Origin of the sequence: Arthrobacter sp. UYCo732 (assembly GCF_040547265.1) — a bacterium.
In the GTDB taxonomy this organism is placed as follows: Bacteria; Actinomycetota; Actinomycetes; order Actinomycetales; family Micrococcaceae; genus Arthrobacter.
Genome location: NZ_JBEPPJ010000021.1, coordinates 23,025 through 41,039, shown reverse-complemented (window position 1 = coordinate 41,039; position 18,015 = coordinate 23,025). Strand labels below are relative to the sequence as shown.

Sequence of the window (18,015 nt, the reverse complement as noted above, 5' to 3'; positions counted from 1 at the left end):
GATGACCACCGCAACCGATCTGCCGGTTCTAGAACTCCTGCCCGCCGTTGACGTCGTAAACGGCCAGGCCGTACGACTGGTTCAGGGGGAGGCCGGCAGTGAGACAGGCTACGGCACACCGCTGGAGGCTGCACTCAACTGGCAGCAGCAGGGTGCTGAATGGGTGCACCTGGTGGATCTCGACGCCGCATTCGGCAGGGGCTCCAACGCCGAACTGCTCCGAGAAGTAGTAGGCCGGCTGGACATCAAGGTAGAGCTCTCCGGTGGGCTCCGGGACGACGAATCCCTCGAGGCGGCGCTGGATCTCGGCGTGGCCCGCGTCAACCTGGGCACTGCAGCCCTGGAGAACCCGGAATGGACGCGCAAGGCCATCGAGCGCTTTGGCGACAAGATCGCCGTCGGCCTTGATGTCCGCGGCACAACGCTGGCGGGCCGGGGCTGGACCAAGGAAGGCGGCGACCTTTGGGAGGTTCTGGGCCGCCTGGAAGAGGCCGGATGCTCCCGTTATGTCGTCACCGACGTCACGAAGGATGGCACTCTGCAAGGGCCCAACGTGGAGCTCCTGCGTCAGATGGTGGAGAAGACGGGTAAACCTGTGGTCGCCTCCGGTGGTATCTCCAGCCTTGACGACCTGAAAGTGCTCCGGTCGTTGGTCCCCTTGGGTGTTGAAGGCGCGATCGTTGGCAAGGCGCTCTACGCCGGTGCCTTCACGTTGCCCGAAGCCCTTGACGTCGCCGGACGCCGCTAGCCGGATCCCGTGGACAGCACGCCCAACGCGGATGCGGCCGGCAGCCCGCCGGTGACGCGCCACCTCCCCGGACACATCGCGGCTGCCCTTGCCGGTGCGGGCGGATCTGCGGACTCGGCCGGCCGGCCCTGGGAGGGCCGGAGCCTGGCCGGGGACGACGGCAAGATCCACAATTTCGAGGACGACGACGGAACGGCCGACGCTGGCTACCTCACCGCCGTCAGGGCATTGGTTGACGGCAGCGGCGACGAAGCATCGGTGGTTGCTTCCCTCGCAACTGCGCGGGTCTTTATCCCCATCATCGCCAGGCTCGGCGCGGAGGCAGAGGGCGTGGATGGCCTGAAGGCGGACAAGCAGGCCGACATGGCGCTGGTCACGCTGAAGGCTGCCGACGGCCGGACAGCCATGCCTGCCTTCACCTCGGTAGATCAGCTGGCAGCCTGGCATCCTGAAGCCCGCCCGGTCGCCGTCTACGCAGCCCGGGCCGCCCTCTCAGCGGTCGCCGAAGGCGCAGAGCTTCTGGTGCTGGATCCCGGTTCCGATGTCACCTTGGTGGTCCGGCGGCCGGCCGTCTGGGCGCTGGCACAGCAGCAGGGCTGGGTTCCGTCCTACACCGATTCCGCGCTGGCCGCCGAAATGGCTGCTGCGGCCGCCGGATTCCGGTCGGTCCGGAACATCGAACTGCTCCCCGGCTCCGGAGTTGCAGCCGTCACCGGCGGGGGAGCGAGGCTCTCCGGCGGTGGTGCAGGACCGGAACTGCAAGTGGTGCTATACCTCAAGGATGGCCTAGATGCGGCCGCGGTGCAGGAACTGGTGGCTGGACTGCAGGCTGCCTGGTCGCGAAATGTATTGTTTGGTGAGCGGGTCGATTCGCTTGAAATTAAGTTGCGGCGCGCAGTTCAGTAGCTGACGGTCAGCGGGGAGGGCCCGCCGTGGCCCACGCGGCAGACCCTCATCCCGTCGGTGGGGTCCGAAGCAGTGATTTGGTCCGTGGTGCTGCACGCCTGCTATGAACGGCTGCTGCCGCTGGTTTTCATCGGCAGCCTGCTGGCCCTCCCCATCTTCAGCGTGCTCCGCCAGTCCCTTGGCGTCCTTGCGGATGGCACCCGGCGGCGGACCGCTTTTGCGCTGGACTCGTTCGCCAGCGAGATGGTCCTTCTGATCGGGCCCGCAGCCGGAGCCGTGGTGGCCACAAGCGGTTTCACGGTCCTGGGCTAAAGGAGGTGGGTGTGTCCACGTCCTTGGCCGGGCCGTTAAAGTCGCAGACCTTTTGGCCGAAGACCGCTGCGGCGAGGCAATCGGCTGGTACGGCTCCGCCCTGACCGCGGGTGTGGCGCTCGGGGCGCCCCCTGCCGGTGTCTTCATCGATGGGATGGGCCCGTCCGGCGGGTTTTTAGCAGTGGGCGGGGCTGGCTTCGTGCTCTGGCTGGTCGGACTGCTGCTTCAGGCCGTACGGCGCCGCCTGGTGGCCGCCTGAGCTGTCCTGCCCGAGTTTTTGTCCAGATACTGTCCCTTTTCCGGCGCGGGAGTGCGATTATCTGGACAAAAACTAAGGGAACCAACGACGAAGGCGGGCGGACCGCCCTGGTCCGCCCGCCGTCGTCATTAATTTATGGAGTTGCCGGGGCAGGTCAGTTGACTGCGCCCGTGTACTTTTCTCCGGGGCCCTTGCCCGGGGCGTCCGGAATCGACGACTCTTCGCGGAAGGCCAACTGCAGTGATCGGAGGCCATCGCGCAACGGCCCGGCGTGCTGGGAGCCGATTTCGGGGGCAGCTGCCGTCACCAGGCCGGCGAGGGCGGTGATGAGCTTGCGGGCCTCGTCCAGGTCCTTCAGTTCCTCGGCATTTTCCTCGGCGGCGAGGCCAAGCTTGACTGCTGCTGCACTCATCAGGTGAACGGCGGCGGTAGTGATGACCTCTATGGCCGGCACCTCGGAGATGTCGCGGATTTGCCGGCTCATGTTGGCCTCGGCAGGGGCGGCCTCGAAAACGTGTGAATTGCTGTCTGGGGTACTCATACTGGTAAGCTTGTCACAGACCGACTGAGTGTCGTTATTTTGCTGTGTTAGGGTCCAGCCGGCGCCACGCTGCGTCGTGAGGGATTTTTTCTGTAGAATGGCATGCAGTTTGCAAGCGGAGTTCTCTCCCACCCGCGTCAGCCGTTTTCCCACCGGAAGTCATTCCAGGGAAGCAAGGTTGCCGGGTACCGGTCGGACAGTTCACTGGGCGTTGGGCCCGGAGTACTGCGCACAGCCTTTTTGAAGAGGACCGTGCACCCGATCATTGAGGCCTTCGATTGCTCCGGCAATTGGGGGCCTTCTCTATTTGCCGGTGGATTACCATTTCAATCACAGGAGCCTTAACATTAGCGAGCCAAGAATCAATGAGCGTATCCGCGTCCCCGAGGTGCGGCTGGTCGGCCCTGCAGGTGAACAGGTAGGAGTCGTCCGTATTGAGGATGCCCTTCGTTTGGCTGCCGAGTCCGATCTTGATCTCGTTGAGGTTGCACCGCAGGCCAAGCCTCCGGTGTGCAAGCTGATGGACTTCGGCAAGTACAAGTACGAGGCCGCAGTCAAGGCACGTGAAGCCCGGAAGAACCAGACGAACACCGTTCTGAAGGAAATCCGCTTCCGACTCAAGATCGACACCCACGACTACGAGACCAAGCGCGGCCATGCACTGCGCTTCCTTGGTGCAGGTGACAAGGTCAAGGCCATGATCCAGTTCCGTGGCCGCGAGCAGCAGCGTCCGGAAATGGGCATCCGCCTGCTTCAGCGCTTCGCTGAGGACGTCGCCGAGGTGGGCGTAGTTGAGTCCAGCCCGCGTATTGATGGCCGCAACATGGTCATGGTGGTGGGCCCGCTGAAGAACAAAGCGGAAGCCAAGGCTGAGGCACGCCGTGCATCTCAGCGCGCGGAGGCCAAAGCGCAGAACGAAGCCAAGGCTTCGGGCCGCATCGACGTCACGGGTGACGACCAGGCGCCGCTGACCCAGTCGTTGGCCGACCTCCTTCCGGAAGGGTTCGCCATCACCACCGAGCCCGAAACGGCAGCGCCGGAAACTGAAGCCGCCGAGGCGGAAGCACCGGAAACGGCAGCGCCGGTCAATGTTGAAGCAACCCAAGCGCCTGCCGTTGAAGCAACCGAAGCGCCGGTCAAGGAAGCTCGCGTCAAGGAGGCTCCTGCGAAGGAAGCCGCTGCACAGGAGGCTCCTGCGAAGGAAGCCGCTGCACAGGAGGCGCCTAAGCAGGCAGCTCCGAAGGCCGCTGCTCCCAAGCGGGAAGCACCCAAGGCAGCCCCGGCTCCGGTCAGGGCTCCCGCGGCCAGGCCAGCTGAAGCACCCAAGGCAGCTGAAGCATCCAAGCCTGTTGAAGCAGCCAAGGCAGCCGCACCGGCTCCGGCAGCTCCCAGGCCGCCGGTACCGATGCCCAAGCCGGTAGCCCGGCCTGCAGCTCCGAAGCCTGCTGCAAGGCCTGCCCCCAAGGCAGCTCCGAAGCCGGCCGGTAAGAAGACTACCTAGTTCAAAGCTGCAGGAGGGTTCCTCCGGCAGTACGCAACCAGCACGCCGCCTGCAGGGGTGGCTGCTCGAAAGAACTGCAGACAATGTCTGCGGACACGTAAGGAGATCGGTTCCCATGCCGAAGATGAAGACCCACAGTGGTGCTAAGAAGCGCTTCAAGCTGACCGGCAGCGGCAAGCTGCGCCGCCAGCAGGCCAACCGCCGCCACTACCTCGAGCACAAGTCCTCCAGGCTGACTCGTCGTCTCGCCGGCGACAAGATTGTCTTCAAGGGTGACGCAAAGGTCATCCGGAAGATGCTCGGCATCTAAGTTCCAAGTTCTCTGACTGATGCCACCTGGCAGCAGTCAACTACCATAAAGGCTTCTCAGGCCAGCCGGTTGTTCCGGCAGTAGTTGCTTGGGATCAGAATTTTCGAAGGAGTACGCACGTGGCACGTGTGAAGAGGGCGGTCAACGCCCACAAGAAGCGCCGGGTTATCCTTGAACGCGCAAAGGGCTACCGTGGACAGCGTTCACGCCTGTACCGCAAGGCCAAAGAACAGCTGCTGCACTCGTTTGTGTACAGCTACGGCGACCGCAAGAAGAAGAAGGGTGACTTCCGCCGCCTGTGGATCCAGCGCATCAACGCTGCATCCCGCGCCAATGGCCTCACCTACAACCGCCTGATCCAGGGTCTTAAGGCCGCTGAGGTCGAGGTTGACCGCCGTATGCTGGCTGAGCTCGCTGTCTCCGACGCCAACGCTTTCGCCGCACTGGTTAAGATCGCCAAAGACTCCCTGCCTGCTGACACGTCAGCTCCGGCCGCGAAGTAGTAACTGAAGGCAGTTCAAGGACCGGTGGCTCCAGCCACTAAAGTTCTTATATGAACGAAACCGGGCGCCCGCAAGAATTTCCATTGTCCAACCCCCGAGCTGATCGGGTGAGGGAAGTGGCAAAGCTTGCAGGGCGCCCGGCCCGTTTAAAACGGGAACAGTTCCTGGCGGAAGGCCCCCAGTCCGTCAGGGAAGCCCTTACGCTCCATCAGCAGCGGCTCGCGGCAGGGCTGCCTGGAGTGGTCCATGAAGTTTTCGCGAGCGAAGCGTGCCTAGACCGGTACCCCGAGTTTGATGACCTGGCGGAGGGGACCAACGCCCGGCTGGCCACTGACGAGGTCCTAACCGCGATGTCAGACACAGTGAACCCCCAGGGCATTATCGCCGTCTGCGGCTTTCTGGACGTCAGCCTCGAAGAAGTGCTCGACGCCGGTCCGCGCCTGATCGCGGTGCTGTGCCAGGTGCGGGATCCCGGCAATGCCGGTACGGTGCTGCGTGCCGCGGATGCCGCCGGAGCCGACGCAGTGGTGCTCACCGGATCAAGTGTGGATATCTACAACCCCAAAGCGGTCCGCTCCACCGCCGGTTCGCTGTTCCACTTGCCGGTGGTTCTGGGAGCCGATATCGAGGACGTCGCAGCCGCCTGCCGCGCGCGCGGGATCGGTATTTTGGCTGCGGACGGCCACGGTGACGTCAACCTGGATACCCTCCAGGACCAGAACGCCGCGCGCCGCATTGCCTCCGCCGGCGTCGAATCGCTGTATGCGTTGGAGGCACCTACGGCGTGGCTCTTCGGAAACGAAGCGCAAGGGCTCTCGGAAGCCGAACTGGCACTTGCAGACCACAGGGTGGCTGTACCCGTCTACGGAGCCGCGGAAAGCCTCAACCTGGGGACAGCGGCTACGGTGTGCCTCTATGCGAGTGCCCGTTCCCAGCAGGGTAATACGGAGCAGGCGGGGTAACGCGCGGGCCGGTCAACGATCAGCACAGCTTAAACAGGCAGGGCCCCGAACATTTCGGGGCCCTTGCTGTATGAAACAGATGAGATAAGAGGTGATTAGGGTGCGCGGGTGGACCCGCGGCGTCCGGTGATGGCGCCGTAGATGCCGGCAACTACCAGACCGCCTACAATCGCGAGGATCCAGGTACCCAGATCAAAGAAGGCAAGGTCGCCCTTACCGAACAGGAGGCTGCCAATCCAGCCGCCTACAATCGCGCCGACTACGCCCAGCACGAGGCTCGTCACCCAGCCGCCGCCGACCCTGCCGGGCATAACAGCCTTGACGATGGCCCCCACTATGAGGCCGAGAATAATCCAAGCAAGAAAACCCATGTCTCCTCCTTCATATTCGTCGGGAATTAATTGTCCCGATTAGTGTTCAAGCTAACATAAGGGCGCTTCAATGTCAGCAGGCTTAGTGCCTGTCGCGGGTGCGTGTTGTCCGCCTGAAAAGGTACGGTATTCGTGGGCGGAGCCTTCCGGCGCCGCCGTATATCTCTGCTTGTTTCCGTAACTTTGAAGAGGAGAAGCCTCCGTGGCTGCAAATGGCGGTTCCAAGGCGATCGTCGCGGCCCTTGCCGCAAACCTGACCATCGCTGTCCTCAAGTTCGTTGCCTTTTTCCTTACGGCTTCCTCGTCAATGCTGGCCGAAGCCATCCACTCGGTTGCCGACTCGGGGAACCAGCTGTTGCTGCTGATTGGTGGCAAACGCGCCCGTAAGGCAGCCAGCGCCGAGCACCCCTTCGGGTATGGCCGTGAACGTTACATCTACGCGTTCATCGTCTCCATCGTGCTCTTCAGTGTGGGCGGCCTTTTCGCACTCTTTGAAGCCTGGGAAAAGCTGCAGCACCCACACGCCATTGAAGGGGATTTCTGGTGGGTCCCGCTCGCCGTCCTCATCGGGGCCATCGTAGCGGAGTCCGTCTCTTTCCGGACAGCGATTACCGAATCCAACCACATCCGGGGCAAGCAGGGCTGGGTGAGTTTTGTGCGCACCGCCAAACAGCCTGAGTTGCCAGTGATCCTGCTGGAGGACCTCGGGGCGCTTCTTGGCCTGGTTTTCGCAATCGTGGGCGTGAGCATGACCCTGATTACCGGAAACGGAATCTGGGACGCCGCAGGTACGGCCATGATCGGCCTGCTGCTGGTGGCCATCGCGGCTGTGCTGGCGGTGGAAACCAAGTCCCTGCTGCTGGGGGAGTCTGCCTCCCGTGACGATGTGGGGCGGATCAGCGAGGCCATCGAGGCCGGGGGACACAACCGCGTGATCCACCTCAAGACCCTGCACCTCGGACCGGAGGAGCTGCTGGTGGCCGCCAAGATCTCCGTGGGAGCGGCCGAGACCGGCAAGGACATCGCCGCTTCCATTGACGCCGCTGAAGCCAGGATCCGTACGGCTGTTCCGATCGCGCGCGTGATCTACCTCGAACCGGATCTGCACCGTGATGACCTCGACGGTGCCGGCCAGGTGACGGCCGGTTCAGGCTCGCAGGATCCCCTGCCCTGATCCATCCTGAGTGCCGGTTGTTCCGGTGAAGCCGCTGGCTGCCCGTTCCCCTGGATCAGGTGGCCAGCGGTTTTTTGCGTTCCAGGAGGCCGCTGACCACGGCGACCGCCAGCCCCAGGACGGCCAGGACCGCACCCACGAGCGCGGGCGCAACGAATCCCCAGCCCCAGGCGATGACCACACCGCCCAGGAATGCGCCCAAAGCGTTAGCAACATTGAGCGCCGCGTGGTTAAGCGAGGAAGCCAAAGAAGGGGCATCCGGCGAGGCGTCCAACAGGCGGGTCTGCAGGGCCGGCACCAGCATGGAGCCGGCCGCTCCCACTACGAACACCATCACGAAGGCTGACCACGGCCAGTGCACGGCAACGGCGTAAATGACCAGGGCGACCGCGATGCCCGGCAGGACCCAGTAGAGGGTTCCCATCACGGATTTATCCGCTAACCGCCCGCCCGCTACGGTTCCGGCAACCATGCCAAGCCCGTACAGGGCCACCACGACGGGCAGCAGTGATGCGGGGATCCCGGCCACCAGCGTCATGGTATGGGCGATGTATGTATAGGTGGCGAAGAAGCCGCCAAAACCGACGATGCCGATGAGGATGGCCAGCCAGACCTGCAGGCGTTTGAGTGCTCCCAGTTCGCGGCGGATACTCGCGTCCGGATGGGGCGGCTGGAACGGGACGAATTTCCACAGCAGGACCAGCGTCAGTACGCCAATGCCTCCGACGAGGACGAAGAGCAGCCGCCAGCCGAAGGTCTGGCCTACCCACGTGGCGGCGGGTACGCCGACGACGTTGGAGACCGACAGGCCGGCCATCACCATGGAGATGGCCCAGCCGCGCCGGCTGGGAGGAACCAGGGAAGCGGCGATCACGGCTGCGACACCGAAGAACGCCCCGTGCGGCAGCCCGGCCGCGAACCGGGAAACCAGCATGCTGCCGTAATCGGGAGCAACATAGGAAGTCAGGTTTGCCAGGGTGAAGAACAGCATCAGACCGAGCGCGAGATGCTTGCGCGGCAGCTTGGCTCCCACGGCGGCGAGCAACGGTGCGCCCACCACTACGCCCAGGGCGTAGGCGGAAATAAGGTGCCCGGCTTCAGGAGTGCTGATGTCAAGGCCCTGCTCCACCTCCGTGAGCAGGCCCATCATGGTGAATTCCGTGACACCAATTCCGACGCCGCCCATGGCCAATGCGAAAATGGCCGCACCGGGATTGGGGCTCATCACCGTGGGTGCAGTGCCGGTTCGGGTGATGCTGCTCATGTGCCTGCTTTTCAACGAGGGTGTTGGATGGAGCCGGGGTATGGTCGGCCCGTGCCCCTGTACGGAACCCTGGAACGGGTCTATGTATTCCAGTCCGGCCGGCGGGCAACGCCCGCAGTCCATTGTCTCCTATGGCGCTGCCGCCCTGCGAAGACTTTGGGCTTGCCCCGGGCATCGTGTCAGCGGGCGCCCGCCCTCATAGACTGGGGCGGTGAGTGCACAGATACAAGTAGTTGGCGCAGCAATACTGGATTCGTTGGAACGCCCGGCCCGTTTGCTGGTGGCACGGCGGACGGCTCCTGAGCGGTTTGCCGGACTCTGGGAATTTCCCGGCGGGAAAGTGGAAGCCGGCGAAGAGTGCGAGGACGCGCTGCACCGTGAACTCCGGGAAGAACTAGGGGTTGGTGTCCGCCTGGGACACGAACTGCCGGCCGGGACGCCCGCCGGGTGGCCGCTGAACGCGCGCGCAACCATGCGGGTCTGGCAAGCCGAAATCACTGAGGGCGAGCCACATCCGCTCGAGGACCACGACGAACTGCGCTGGGTGGGCGTGGCAGACCATCAGACGGTGCTTGAGCTTCCCTGGATTCCTGCCGACTTCCCCATTGTTCAGGCTCTGCTGGACTCGCTCAGCGCACGGGTGCTACAGGCCCGAACGCCCTGATTAGCGGCATGCGGTGAAGTTGCAGGGTCAAAACAGGGTTGGCTGGCGAAGCGCCGGCGGGCCGGCTAAACGCTCCATGCCTGAGCCGGCTTGACCCGAAACCGGGAGGCTTCCCTCCGGGTACTGGGCCTCTTCGCCGCGGGGATCGTCCGCCAGGTCGCGGTGGCTGAAACCGTGGCCGCTCGAGAATCCGTGCCGCTGCTTGAAATAGCGCACCTTGGCCGCGAGCCAGATGCGGTATTCCTTCGAGGCGTAGGACCCCGTGCCGTAGAGGCGGCGGTAGCGGCCGGCGAGGTCAGGGTGGTTCCGGGCGATCCACTGCATGAACCATTCCCGGGTACCCGGCTTCAGGTACAGGGCGCCGGCCGTCACTCCCGTAGCCCCCGCGGCGGCCAGGGCAGCGAAGAGGCCGTCCAATGCTTCGTCGCCGTCGGAGAGCCACGGCAGGATGGGCATGGCCATCACGCCGCAAGGGAGTCCGGCGTCGCGGAGACGGGAGACGAGCTTCAACCTGGCCCGGGGGCCGGGGGTGCCGGGTTCCACTGCTTCGGACAGTGCCTCGTCCGTCATGGCGAGCGAGATGCCCACGCCTACCGGAACCTGGGCTGCTGCGCGCTTCAGGAGCGGAATGTCGCGTGCCAGGAGCGTCCCTTTGGTGAGGATGGACAGCGGGGTTCCGGAGTCCGCCAGCGCTGTGATGATGCCCGGCATTAGCTGGTAGCGGCCCTCGGCTCGCTGGTAGGGGTCTGTATTAGTGCCCAGCGCAACCTGGTGGCGGCCCCAAGAGGGCTTGGCCAGCTCCTTCCGGAGGACCTCGGCGGCGTTCACCTTAACTACAACCTGGCTGTCGAAATCGAGTCCGGCGTCGAAGTCGAGGTAAGTGTGGCTCTTGCGTGCAAAGCAGTAAACGCAGGCGTGGCTGCAGCCGCGGTAGGGGTTCACTGTCCACTCAAAGGGCATCCGTGAACCGGCGACCACCTTGTTGAGCACCGATTTGGCGGTGACCTCATGGAAGGTGATGCCGGCGAATTCGGGAGTGGTGACCGAGCGGACCAGCCCCGCGAGGGGCAGCAATGCGGGCGATGCTGCGTTTCCGGCGTCATCGGCAGGTCGCTGCAACAGTGCTTGTGCATCCCATCTCATACCCTCTATTCGAAGATATGTTCGAACTTAAGTCAAGGACCGCCGATTATGTGTCGCGCTCCCGGCGCCGAAGCAGGGGGAGCATCGTCAGACTGCCAGCTCCCACACCACAGTGACGCTGGCGCCGACGCTCGCGTGGCCCGCTTCCACGCTGATGGCTTCCGTGGCCACTGCCCGCTGGATTTTGGCCAGCGGAACCGGACCGGAGAAAAGGGGCTGGTCGGCAACGGATACCACCGCGCCAAGCCGTGCCGACGCCAGGGACGCCAACTGTTCCGCCGCGGCAACGGCGTCCTGCCATGCAGCATCCCGGGCCTGGGCCAGCACAGCCGATTCGTCCGCGAAACCAAGCTCCAGGCCGTTCAGCCGCACGTCGTCACCGCCGGCATCAACTACGGCCGCGATCACGGCGGAGGCTGCGGCCACCTGCCGGACCCGAACGGTGAGCAGCCTGGACGCCACATACCCTGCCACGTGCTGACCCTCGCCGTCGCGCCAGACCAGCTCCGGGCGTACATTCAGTCCGGAAGTCCGGATGTCCGCGTCTGCGACGCCGTGCTGCCGGAGCGCCCCGGACACGGCGGCAGACGCCGTTCCCGCGTCAGCGTAGGCGGCCCCCACGCCGGCACGCCGGCATTCAACGCCGACAGAAATGGTGAGCAAGTCAGGCGGTGCCTCGGCCGTTCCCGTTCCTGTCACAGTGATGGTCCTGGTGTTGGTTTCGCCCACGATGGTTAGACCTCGATTCCGCCGGCGTTGTGGGGCGCCGGCACTGGTGACCTGGTGTCAACGTAACCGCCGGCAGCCAGGCCGGCATGCCTTTCGAAGAAATTTGCCGACGCCGGGTTGCCGGTCCGCAGCAGCGACCAGCCAGCGGCCAGGAAGTACAGCGGAAGAAAGGGCAGGCCCAGGCACCAGGCGTAGTGACTGCAGTGCTTTTCCTCATGCCCCAGGAGCGCAGGGTTGGCCATCAGCGCCTCAGCACCGATGCGGCAGAGCACCATGTTGCCCACCGCGAACGCTCCGGCGGCGGGGAGGCGCCACGCGTAACCGCCGGCAATGATGAGCCCCCGTGGCCCGCCGCGGATGGCAGTTCCCGCCATCCAGGCCAGCACCAGGCCCAGCAGGGTGGTGCCGTTGGCGAGGTTCGCGACCTTTCGGACCCGCTGAGCCGCGGTCAGCCGCACAGTGGTCAGCCGCACAGTGGTCAGCGGCAAAGCAGCCAGCGGCGCGGTCACCGGCGCGGGCGCCAACTGCGCAGCCGTCGGCCGCACAGTGGCCAACGGACCCGCCGTCAACCGCACAGGCAGCAGCGGCTGTACTGCTGCCCGGCGTTGCCGTTCTGTCATGAGGCCATGGTAGCGGGTGTGTTCAATTAGACTGGAGGTAGTGGCCGCCCGTATTCTCCAGCGGCCCTGACCTGGTCATCGAGCGCATTCATCCTGCATGGGTGCACGGAATGACCTGCCAGTGACGGATGCGCTGCCGGGAAACCGCGCGCGGCTGCAGCCTCACCGGCAGCCCCGACTCGTAGCTAAGAACAGTAGATGACTGAAACTTTGCCGGGCGCCGCCATCCCGAATCCCACGGATGAAGCCGCCATCACTGCCGCTGTAGAACAGGCCATCGCCGCCGTTGCCGGCGCGGGCACCCTTGACGAACTCAAGGCGGTGAGACTGGCGCACACCGGTGAGAAGTCCCCGCTCAGCCTGGCGAACCGTGAAATAGGCGCCCTGCCGAAAGACCAGAAAGCCGTCGCCGGCAAGCTCATGGGTTCCTCCCGGGGCAAGGTCAACAAGGCGCTCGCGGACCGCACGGCGGAGCTGGAAGCCGAGAACGACGCCCGGATCCTCCTGGAAGAAACAGTTGATGTCACCGCCGCGCCCCGCCGTCGTCGTGCCGGCGCGCGCCACCCGCTCTCCACGCTGCAGGACCGCGTTGCGGACATCTTTGTTGGCATGGGCTGGGAAATCGCCGAAGGCCCCGAGGTGGAATCCGAATGGTTCAACTTCGATGCGCTGAACTTCAAGCCTGACCACCCGGCCCGCGAAATGCAGGACACGTTCTTTGTGGAGCCGCCCGAGGCCCACCTCGTGATGCGCACGCACACGTCCCCAGTGCAGGTCCGCTCGATGCTGGAACGCGAGCTGCCCATCTACGTGCTGTGCCCGGGCAAGGTGTTCCGCACTGACGAACTCGATGCCACCCACACCCCGGTGTTCCACCAGTTCGAAGGCCTGGCCATCGACAAGAACCTGAGCATGGCTGACCTTCTGGGCACGCTGGAGCACTTCACCCGGCAGATGTTCGGCGACGAGGCCTCCGTCCGGTTGCGCCCGAACTACTTCCCCTTCACCGAACCCTCCGCGGAACTGGACATCTGGCACCCCGGCGCCAAGGGCGGCCCGCGCTGGATCGAGTGGGGCGGCTGCGGAATGATCAACCCCAACGTCCTGCGGGCGGCCGGCATTGATCCTGACGTCTATTCAGGTTTTGCTTTCGGCATGGGCATCGAGCGCGCGCTCATGTTCCGCAACGAGGTGGGCGACATGCGCGACATGATCGAAGGCGATGTACGTTTCAGCGAGCACTTCGGGATGGAGATCTAAACAGTGCGTATCCCACTTTCCTGGCTGCGTGAATTCGCAGCAGTACCGGCCGGAGCAACGGCCGAAGACGTCATGGCCGAACTGGTCAAGGTCGGCTTTGAAGAAGAGGACGTCCACCGCCCCACGGACACCCTGCAGGGCCCCATAGTGGTGGGCCAGGTCCTGAGCCTGGTCAAGGAGCCGCAGTCCAACGGCAAGACCATCAACTGGTGCCAGGTCCGCGTGGTCCCCGAAGGCCAGGAGCAAACCCTGACCGGCGAAGGCATTGATTCCTCCGGCGTGCAGGGCATCATTTGCGGTGCCCACAATTTCGCGGAAGGCGACAAAGTAGTGGTCACCCTTCCCGGCGCGGTCCTGCCGGGCGACTTCCGCATCTCCGCGCGGAAGACCTACGGGCACCTCTCCGCCGGCATGATCGCCTCCGTCCGCGAGCTTGGCATCGGCGATGACCACGACGGCATCCTGGTGCTCTCCCGGATCGGACTCGACCCGGAAATCGGCACCGACGCCATGGACCTGCTGGGCCTCTACGACCAGGCAGCCGAGATCAACGTGACCCCGGACCGCGGCTACGCGTTCTCCATCCGCGGTGTGGCCCGTGAATATGCCCACGCCACGGGTACCACCTTCATCGATCCTGCCTCCAAAGTGCAGGCCCCGGCGGAGCTCTCCGGCGGCTACGGCGTCAAGCTCAACGACGACGCGCCCATCTACGGCAAGCCCGGCTGCGACCGCTTCGTGGCCCGCACCGTCAGCGGCGTGGATGCCACCAGGCCTACGCCGCCGTGGATGACCTCGCGGCTGCGTCTGGCCGGCATCCGGTCGATCTCCCTGCCGGTGGACATCTCCAACTACGTCATGCTGGAGCTGGGCCAGCCCACGCACTGCTATGACCAGGACAAGCTGTCCGGTGACATTGTTGTCCGCCGCGCCGTCGCAGGAGAGAAGATCACCACCCTGGACGACAAGGAGCGCACTCTCGACTCCGAGGACCTCCTCATCACCGACGGTTCCGGCGCGATCGGCATCGCAGGCGTGATGGGCGGCGCCGCCACCGAGGTGAGCGATTCGACGTCGAACGTCCTGGTTGAGGCCGCACACTTCGACGAAGTGTCCATCGGCCGTTCCCGGCGCCGCCACAAGCTGCCGTCCGAGGCGTCCAAGCGCTTCGAGCGTGGCGTGGACTGGCACGTGGCGGACATTTCCGCCCAACGTGTGGTTGACCTCCTGGTGGAGCTCGCCGGGGGCGTCGCTGACCAGGCGGGGACCGACGTCGGGACCGCACCTGACGCTGTCACCATCACCTTGCCGGCGGGCTACGCCGCCCAGCGGATCGGCATCGACTTCACCGAGGAACAGATTGTCACCTCGCTGGAGGACCTGGGCGCCGTGGTGGAGAAGGCCGACGGCGGCTGGACCGTCACCGCTCCGAGCTGGCGGAACGACCTGGAAACCAAAGAGGACCTCACCGAGGAAATCGCCCGGCTGGTGGGCTACGAAAACATCCCCGCCACCCTCCCGGTGGCCCCTCCCGGACGTGGCCTGACGCGCGTGCAGCAGCAGCGCCGCCGGCTCATCCAAGCGCTGGCTGACGCCGGGCTGACCGAAGTGCTGGCCTACCCGTTCGTCTCCAAGGCCGCCAACGAGACGTTCGGCGTTGCCGAGCAGGGTGCTCCCCGGACCGCGGTGAAGCTGGCCAATCCAATCAGCGAGGAACACGGCTACCTGCGCACGTCCATCCTGCCCGGGCTCCTTGAGGTGGCCAAACGGAACCACTCCCGTGGGTTCCGCGACCTGGCGCTCTTCGAAGCGGGCCTCGTCTTCCTGCCCGACGGCACGGTGGGAACGCCGTCCATCCCGCCGCTGGGCGCCAAGCCTTCCGACGAGGTGCTGGATGCGCTGTACGACGGCGTCCCGGACCAGCCGCTGCACATCGCCGCAGTGCTGACCGGCCACGATTCGCCTGCCGCCGCCGGCCACACTCCGCGACTGTGGGACTGGTCCGACGCCCTGGATGTTGCCCGGCTGGCCGGGGATGTCCTCGGCGTGGCCGTGGTGGTCAGCCAGGGGGCCCACCAGGCGTTCCACCCCGGCCGTGCCGCGCAACTCGCGCTCCGGACCGGGGAGGTGGTGGGTTACGCCGGCGAGCTGCACCCCAAGCTCCTCGCGGCGCACGATTTGCCTGCCCGCTCGGTGGCACTGGAACTGAACGCTGACGCCCTGTTCGAAGCTGCCGCGGACGTTATTGTGGCCCGCCACATCTCCACGTTCCCGGTGGCCACCCAGGATGTTGCCCTGGTAGTGCCGCAGGACGTCCCCGCCGACCACGTCCTCGACGCACTCCGCGAAGGAGCCGGCGAGCTGCTGGAGGACGTGGCACTGTTCGACGTCTACGCCGGCAAAGGCATTGAGGACGGCAAGAAGTCGCTGGCCTTCGGCCTACGGTTCCGGGCAATGGACCGCACCCTGACGGCCGACGAAGCCTCGGCAGCACGTGAAAGCGCCGTGGCCCTGGCCGCCGAGCGCTTCGGCGCCGTCCAGCGCTAAGAGCTGATCTCCGTGGCGGGACCGGCAGTACCGGTTCCGGTCCTGCGTTCCTGCCCTCCCGGCATACCGGGAGGGCAGGCACAGTGTGGGCACCATCCGGCAGGGCCGGCACCGGAAAAGAACGGACAGCGTTCGACGGCGGGGGGCTGGCCGGAACTGCTGGGACCGGCCGAACTGGAGCGGGCAGCCGCCCTGGCACCGGGCCCCCGGGCCACTTTTGTGGCCGGCCGGCTGGCCCTGCGAACGTTCGCAGCAGAATTGCTGGACGTCTCGGCATCGGACCTCACGACGCACTTCAGCTGTTTCCGGTGCGGCTCCGGCCCCGGGGTATCCCATGGCAGGCCGGGGTACACCGTCAAGGGCAGGCCGGTGCCGCTGGCCCTGAGCCTGGCCCGGAGCTCCGGCTGGATTCTGCTGGGCGCCCTGGTGGACCCGCCTGCCGGGGTCACCATCGGCGTGGACTTGGAGGATCCGGCCCGGCTGGACTTTGACGGCTTCGACACGGTGGCCCTGACGCCGGACGAGGGCGCCGCCGTCGCGGGCTTTTCCGGAGCTGACCTGCTCAACGAGCGGGCCCGGCTGTGGGCGCGCAAGGAAGCCTGGCTCAAGATGACCGGCGAGGGCCTCAACGTTTCACCGGACACCCTGGATGTCCTGCACCGTCCCGAGATCAGGGACCTGGCCGCAGGCGAGGCCGGCCTGCCGCTGGACTTCCGCGCCGCCGTCGCGCTGTCACCTGCCGGTTCTTCGCGCCCTCCGGCGTTTCAGGGCTCAGCCTGTCAGTGCCACCAATCTGGCGGCGCTGCCCGTCAGCGCACAGGCAGCGGCGGGAGAGCCGCCTCGTGAAGCCAGGGGTGCAGCAATGCTTCCGTATCCACGCCGGTGGCCCGGTCCGCAGCCAGGATAAAGGCGGCCGTGGAAACTGAACCATGCCGGTTGTTGCTGGTCCAGTCGTGCAGCAGCGCAAAGAAGGCGAGGTCGCCGCACCGGATCCGGAGGGCGTGCAGGGCCATGGCGCCGCGTTTGTAGACCCGGTCATCAAACATGAGTTCCGGACCCGGGTCACCAACAATGATGTCCTGGTTGCCGGCTGCCAGCTTCCGCCAGGCCGCGGCGGCCCTGTCGGCCACCGGCAGGACGCCTGCTTCCTCAGACCAGATCCACTCCGCGTAGCATGCGAAGCCCTCGTGGAGCCAGATGTCCGCCCACGAAGTGGCCGTGAGGGAGTTGCCGAACCACTGATGGGCCAACTCGTGGGCGATGAGCCGCTGCGACTCCCACGCCTGCGTCAGGTGGTTCCGGCCGAAGATGGAGAGGGTCTGTGCCTCAAGCGGTATTTCCAGCTCGTCTTCAGTCACCACCACGGAGTAGTCCGGGAAGGGGTAGGGCCCGAAGCAGCTGGCAAACGTGCGCATCATCTCGGGTTGCCTGGCCAGGCCTTCGCGGGCTGTTTCGGTCAACAGCGCCGGCACGGCGGCAAACTGCGGGACCTGACCGTCCGTGGTGGAAGGGTTCAGTGCGAGGAGTTCGTACCGGCCAATCTGGACCGTGGCGAGGTAGGTGGCCATCGGCTCCGGCTGCTCGTAGATCCAGGTCTCGCGGCTGGCCCTGCTGCTGTGGGACACCAGCCTGCCGTTGCAGACGGCCCTATACTTGGCATCGGTGGTCACACTGATGCGGTAGCTGGCCTTGTCCCCGGGGTGGTCGTTGCAGGGGAACCAGGACGCCGCGCCGTTCGGCTGGCCGGCCACCAGGACGCCGTCGGTGAGTTCCTCCCAGCCCACCTCACCCCAGAATCCGCGCCGGGGGACAGGGTTGCCCTCATACCGGATGTCCAGGGTGAAGGCCTCGCCCGCCGGCAATACGGTGTCAGGCACAATGACCAACTGCTCCGCGCGCTGGCTGTACTTGCGCATGCGGCGCCCGCTGAGCTGGATCTTGGTGGCCCGCAGCCCGGTCAGGTCCAATACCAGGGCCGCCGTCGCGTACTGCGTTACAGCGTGCAGGACTGCGCGCCCGCTGAGGCGGTTGCTGCTGAGTTTGTAGTCAAGGTCCAGTTCGTAGCGGTTCACACGATAGGCGCTGGTGCCATGGCCGGGCATATAGGGGTCGGGCGCGGAAACGCCTTGCTCCGAGGTGCGTGCCGGGCCGGTACTGGCGGCCGTGGGGCTCGGTGCGGGGGAACTCATAAGACGGTCTTT

General features: G+C 65.5%; 20 protein-coding genes. 13 read left to right on the top strand and 7 right to left on the bottom strand.

The window, feature by feature from the left end; all coding sequences use genetic code 11:
- Position 1: 1 nt before the first annotated feature.
- From priA to ABIB45_RS22655, 4 genes are all read left to right on the top strand, one after another.
- The gene (priA, locus tag ABIB45_RS19245) at positions 2–748 is read left to right on the top strand and encodes a bifunctional 1-(5-phosphoribosyl)-5-((5-phosphoribosylamino)methylideneamino)imidazole-4-carboxamide isomerase/phosphoribosylanthranilate isomerase PriA (RefSeq protein WP_354217445.1); all 747 of its coding nucleotides are present in this window, start codon (positions 2–4) and stop codon (positions 746–748) included.
- A gap of 9 nt (positions 749–757) precedes the next feature.
- A complete protein-coding gene (locus ABIB45_RS19240) occupies positions 758–1,654 on the top strand; it encodes an SseB family protein (protein ID WP_354217444.1) in 897 nt (298 codons plus the stop codon).
- Positions 1,655–1,738: 84 nt separating this feature from the next.
- The gene (locus ABIB45_RS22660; RefSeq protein WP_502914549.1) at positions 1,739–1,966 is read left to right on the top strand and encodes a hypothetical protein; all 228 of its coding nucleotides are present in this window, start codon (positions 1,739–1,741) and stop codon (positions 1,964–1,966) included.
- 52 nt (positions 1,967–2,018) lie between these two features.
- A complete protein-coding gene (locus ABIB45_RS22655) occupies positions 2,019–2,225 on the top strand; it encodes a hypothetical protein (protein ID WP_502909243.1) in 207 nt (68 codons plus the stop codon).
- A gap of 154 nt (positions 2,226–2,379) precedes the next feature.
- Here the strand turns inward: ABIB45_RS22655 and ABIB45_RS19230 are convergent, their stop codons facing one another.
- Positions 2,380–2,766 (bottom strand): DUF1844 domain-containing protein, encoded by a 387-nt coding sequence (locus tag ABIB45_RS19230; RefSeq protein WP_354217443.1) that lies wholly within the window; start codon positions 2,764–2,766, stop codon positions 2,380–2,382.
- A 313-nt stretch (positions 2,767–3,079) separates the two neighbouring features.
- On the opposite strand from ABIB45_RS19230, the gene infC reads away from it, so the two are divergent.
- The 4 genes from infC (at position 3,080) to ABIB45_RS19210 (ending at position 6,042) form a co-directional block, all read left to right on the top strand.
- Complete coding sequence (gene infC / locus ABIB45_RS19225; RefSeq protein ID WP_354217442.1) at positions 3,080–4,267, top strand: translation initiation factor IF-3; 1,188 nt, start codon at positions 3,080–3,082, stop codon at positions 4,265–4,267.
- Between the two features lie 115 nt (positions 4,268–4,382).
- Positions 4,383–4,577 carry a 50S ribosomal protein L35 gene (gene rpmI / locus ABIB45_RS19220; RefSeq protein WP_009358635.1) on the top strand — a complete coding sequence of 65 codons (195 nt, stop codon included), beginning with the start codon at positions 4,383–4,385 and terminating at the stop codon, positions 4,575–4,577.
- 119 nt (positions 4,578–4,696) lie between these two features.
- A complete protein-coding gene (rplT, locus tag ABIB45_RS19215) occupies positions 4,697–5,080 on the top strand; it encodes a 50S ribosomal protein L20 (RefSeq protein ID WP_164201051.1) in 384 nt (127 codons plus the stop codon).
- Between the two features lie 50 nt (positions 5,081–5,130).
- On the top strand, positions 5,131–6,042 hold the full coding sequence (locus tag ABIB45_RS19210) for a TrmH family RNA methyltransferase (protein ID WP_354217441.1): 912 nt from the start codon (positions 5,131–5,133) through the stop codon (positions 6,040–6,042).
- Between the two features lie 95 nt (positions 6,043–6,137).
- Here ABIB45_RS19210 and ABIB45_RS19205 read toward each other — a convergent pair whose 3' ends face one another.
- Positions 6,138–6,413, bottom strand: a complete 276-nt coding sequence (locus ABIB45_RS19205) for a GlsB/YeaQ/YmgE family stress response membrane protein (RefSeq protein WP_354217440.1) — start codon at positions 6,411–6,413, stop codon at positions 6,138–6,140.
- Positions 6,414–6,615: 202 nt separating this feature from the next.
- On the opposite strand from ABIB45_RS19205, the gene ABIB45_RS19200 reads away from it, so the two are divergent.
- Entirely contained in the window at positions 6,616–7,587 is a 972-nt protein-coding gene (locus ABIB45_RS19200; RefSeq protein ID WP_354217439.1) for a cation diffusion facilitator family transporter, read from the top strand.
- 55 nt (positions 7,588–7,642) lie between these two features.
- Here the strand turns inward: ABIB45_RS19200 and ABIB45_RS19195 are convergent, their stop codons facing one another.
- Positions 7,643–8,851: an MFS transporter gene (locus tag ABIB45_RS19195; RefSeq protein ID WP_354217438.1), complete on the bottom strand. Its 1,209-nt coding sequence runs from the start codon at positions 8,849–8,851 to the stop codon at positions 7,643–7,645.
- 211 nt (positions 8,852–9,062) lie between these two features.
- Here ABIB45_RS19195 and ABIB45_RS19190 point away from each other — a divergent pair, with 211 nt between their 5' ends.
- Entirely contained in the window at positions 9,063–9,515 is a 453-nt protein-coding gene (locus tag ABIB45_RS19190; RefSeq protein ID WP_354217437.1) for a (deoxy)nucleoside triphosphate pyrophosphohydrolase, read from the top strand.
- Positions 9,516–9,542: 27 nt separating this feature from the next.
- Here ABIB45_RS19190 and ABIB45_RS19185 read toward each other — a convergent pair whose 3' ends face one another.
- From ABIB45_RS19185 to ABIB45_RS19175, 3 genes are all read right to left on the bottom strand, one after another.
- The gene (locus ABIB45_RS19185) at positions 9,543–10,658 is read right to left on the bottom strand and encodes an Rv2578c family radical SAM protein (RefSeq protein WP_354217436.1); all 1,116 of its coding nucleotides are present in this window, start codon (positions 10,656–10,658) and stop codon (positions 9,543–9,545) included.
- A gap of 87 nt (positions 10,659–10,745) precedes the next feature.
- Positions 10,746–11,387: an SIMPL domain-containing protein gene (locus ABIB45_RS19180; protein WP_354217435.1), complete on the bottom strand. Its 642-nt coding sequence runs from the start codon at positions 11,385–11,387 to the stop codon at positions 10,746–10,748.
- Positions 11,388–11,392: 5 nt separating this feature from the next.
- Positions 11,393–12,007 carry a hypothetical protein gene (locus tag ABIB45_RS19175; protein WP_502914548.1) on the bottom strand — a complete coding sequence of 205 codons (615 nt, stop codon included), beginning with the start codon at positions 12,005–12,007 and terminating at the stop codon, positions 11,393–11,395.
- A 198-nt stretch (positions 12,008–12,205) separates the two neighbouring features.
- On the opposite strand from ABIB45_RS19175, the gene pheS reads away from it, so the two are divergent.
- From pheS to ABIB45_RS19160, 3 genes are read left to right on the top strand one after another with little or no spacing between them, the layout of a single operon-like run.
- Positions 12,206–13,267: a phenylalanine--tRNA ligase subunit alpha gene (gene pheS / locus ABIB45_RS19170; protein ID WP_354217434.1), complete on the top strand. Its 1,062-nt coding sequence runs from the start codon at positions 12,206–12,208 to the stop codon at positions 13,265–13,267.
- A 3-nt stretch (positions 13,268–13,270) separates the two neighbouring features.
- Complete coding sequence (gene pheT / locus ABIB45_RS19165; protein ID WP_354217433.1) at positions 13,271–15,814, top strand: phenylalanine--tRNA ligase subunit beta; 2,544 nt, start codon at positions 13,271–13,273, stop codon at positions 15,812–15,814.
- 12 nt (positions 15,815–15,826) lie between these two features.
- Positions 15,827–16,660, top strand: coding sequence for a 4'-phosphopantetheinyl transferase family protein (locus tag ABIB45_RS19160; RefSeq protein ID WP_354217432.1), 834 nt, complete (start codon positions 15,827–15,829; stop codon positions 16,658–16,660).
- Here ABIB45_RS19160 and ABIB45_RS19155 read toward each other — a convergent pair.
- A complete protein-coding gene (locus ABIB45_RS19155; RefSeq protein ID WP_354217431.1) occupies positions 16,624–18,003 on the bottom strand; it encodes a M1 family metallopeptidase in 1,380 nt (459 codons plus the stop codon). The two genes, ABIB45_RS19160 and ABIB45_RS19155, sit on opposite strands and share 37 nt — an antisense overlap.
- Positions 18,004–18,015: the final 12 nt, after the last annotated feature.

Bases quoted from the DNA above. Each gene is read 5' to 3' on its own strand.
- priA (WP_354217445.1), top strand. From the start codon at position 2: ATGACCACCGCAACCGATCTGCCGGTTCTAGAACTCCTGCCCGCCGTT.
- ABIB45_RS19230 (WP_354217443.1), bottom strand. From the start codon at position 2,766: ATGAGTACCCCAGACAGCAATTCACACGTTTTCGAGGCCGCCCCTGCC.
- rpmI (WP_009358635.1), top strand. From the start codon at position 4,383: ATGCCGAAGATGAAGACCCACAGTGGTGCTAAGAAGCGCTTCAAGCTG.
- ABIB45_RS19210 (WP_354217441.1), top strand. From the start codon at position 5,131: ATGAACGAAACCGGGCGCCCGCAAGAATTTCCATTGTCCAACCCCCGA.
- ABIB45_RS19205 (WP_354217440.1), bottom strand. From the start codon at position 6,413: ATGGGTTTTCTTGCTTGGATTATTCTCGGCCTCATAGTGGGGGCCATC.
- ABIB45_RS19195 (WP_354217438.1), bottom strand. From the start codon at position 8,851: ATGAGCAGCATCACCCGAACCGGCACTGCACCCACGGTGATGAGCCCC.
- ABIB45_RS19185 (WP_354217436.1), bottom strand. From the start codon at position 10,658: ATGAGATGGGATGCACAAGCACTGTTGCAGCGACCTGCCGATGACGCC.
- ABIB45_RS19175 (WP_502914548.1), bottom strand. From the start codon at position 12,007: ATGACAGAACGGCAACGCCGGGCAGCAGTACAGCCGCTGCTGCCTGTG.
- pheS (WP_354217434.1), top strand. From the start codon at position 12,206: ATGACTGAAACTTTGCCGGGCGCCGCCATCCCGAATCCCACGGATGAA.
- ABIB45_RS19155 (WP_354217431.1), bottom strand. From the start codon at position 18,003: ATGAGTTCCCCCGCACCGAGCCCCACGGCCGCCAGTACCGGCCCGGCA.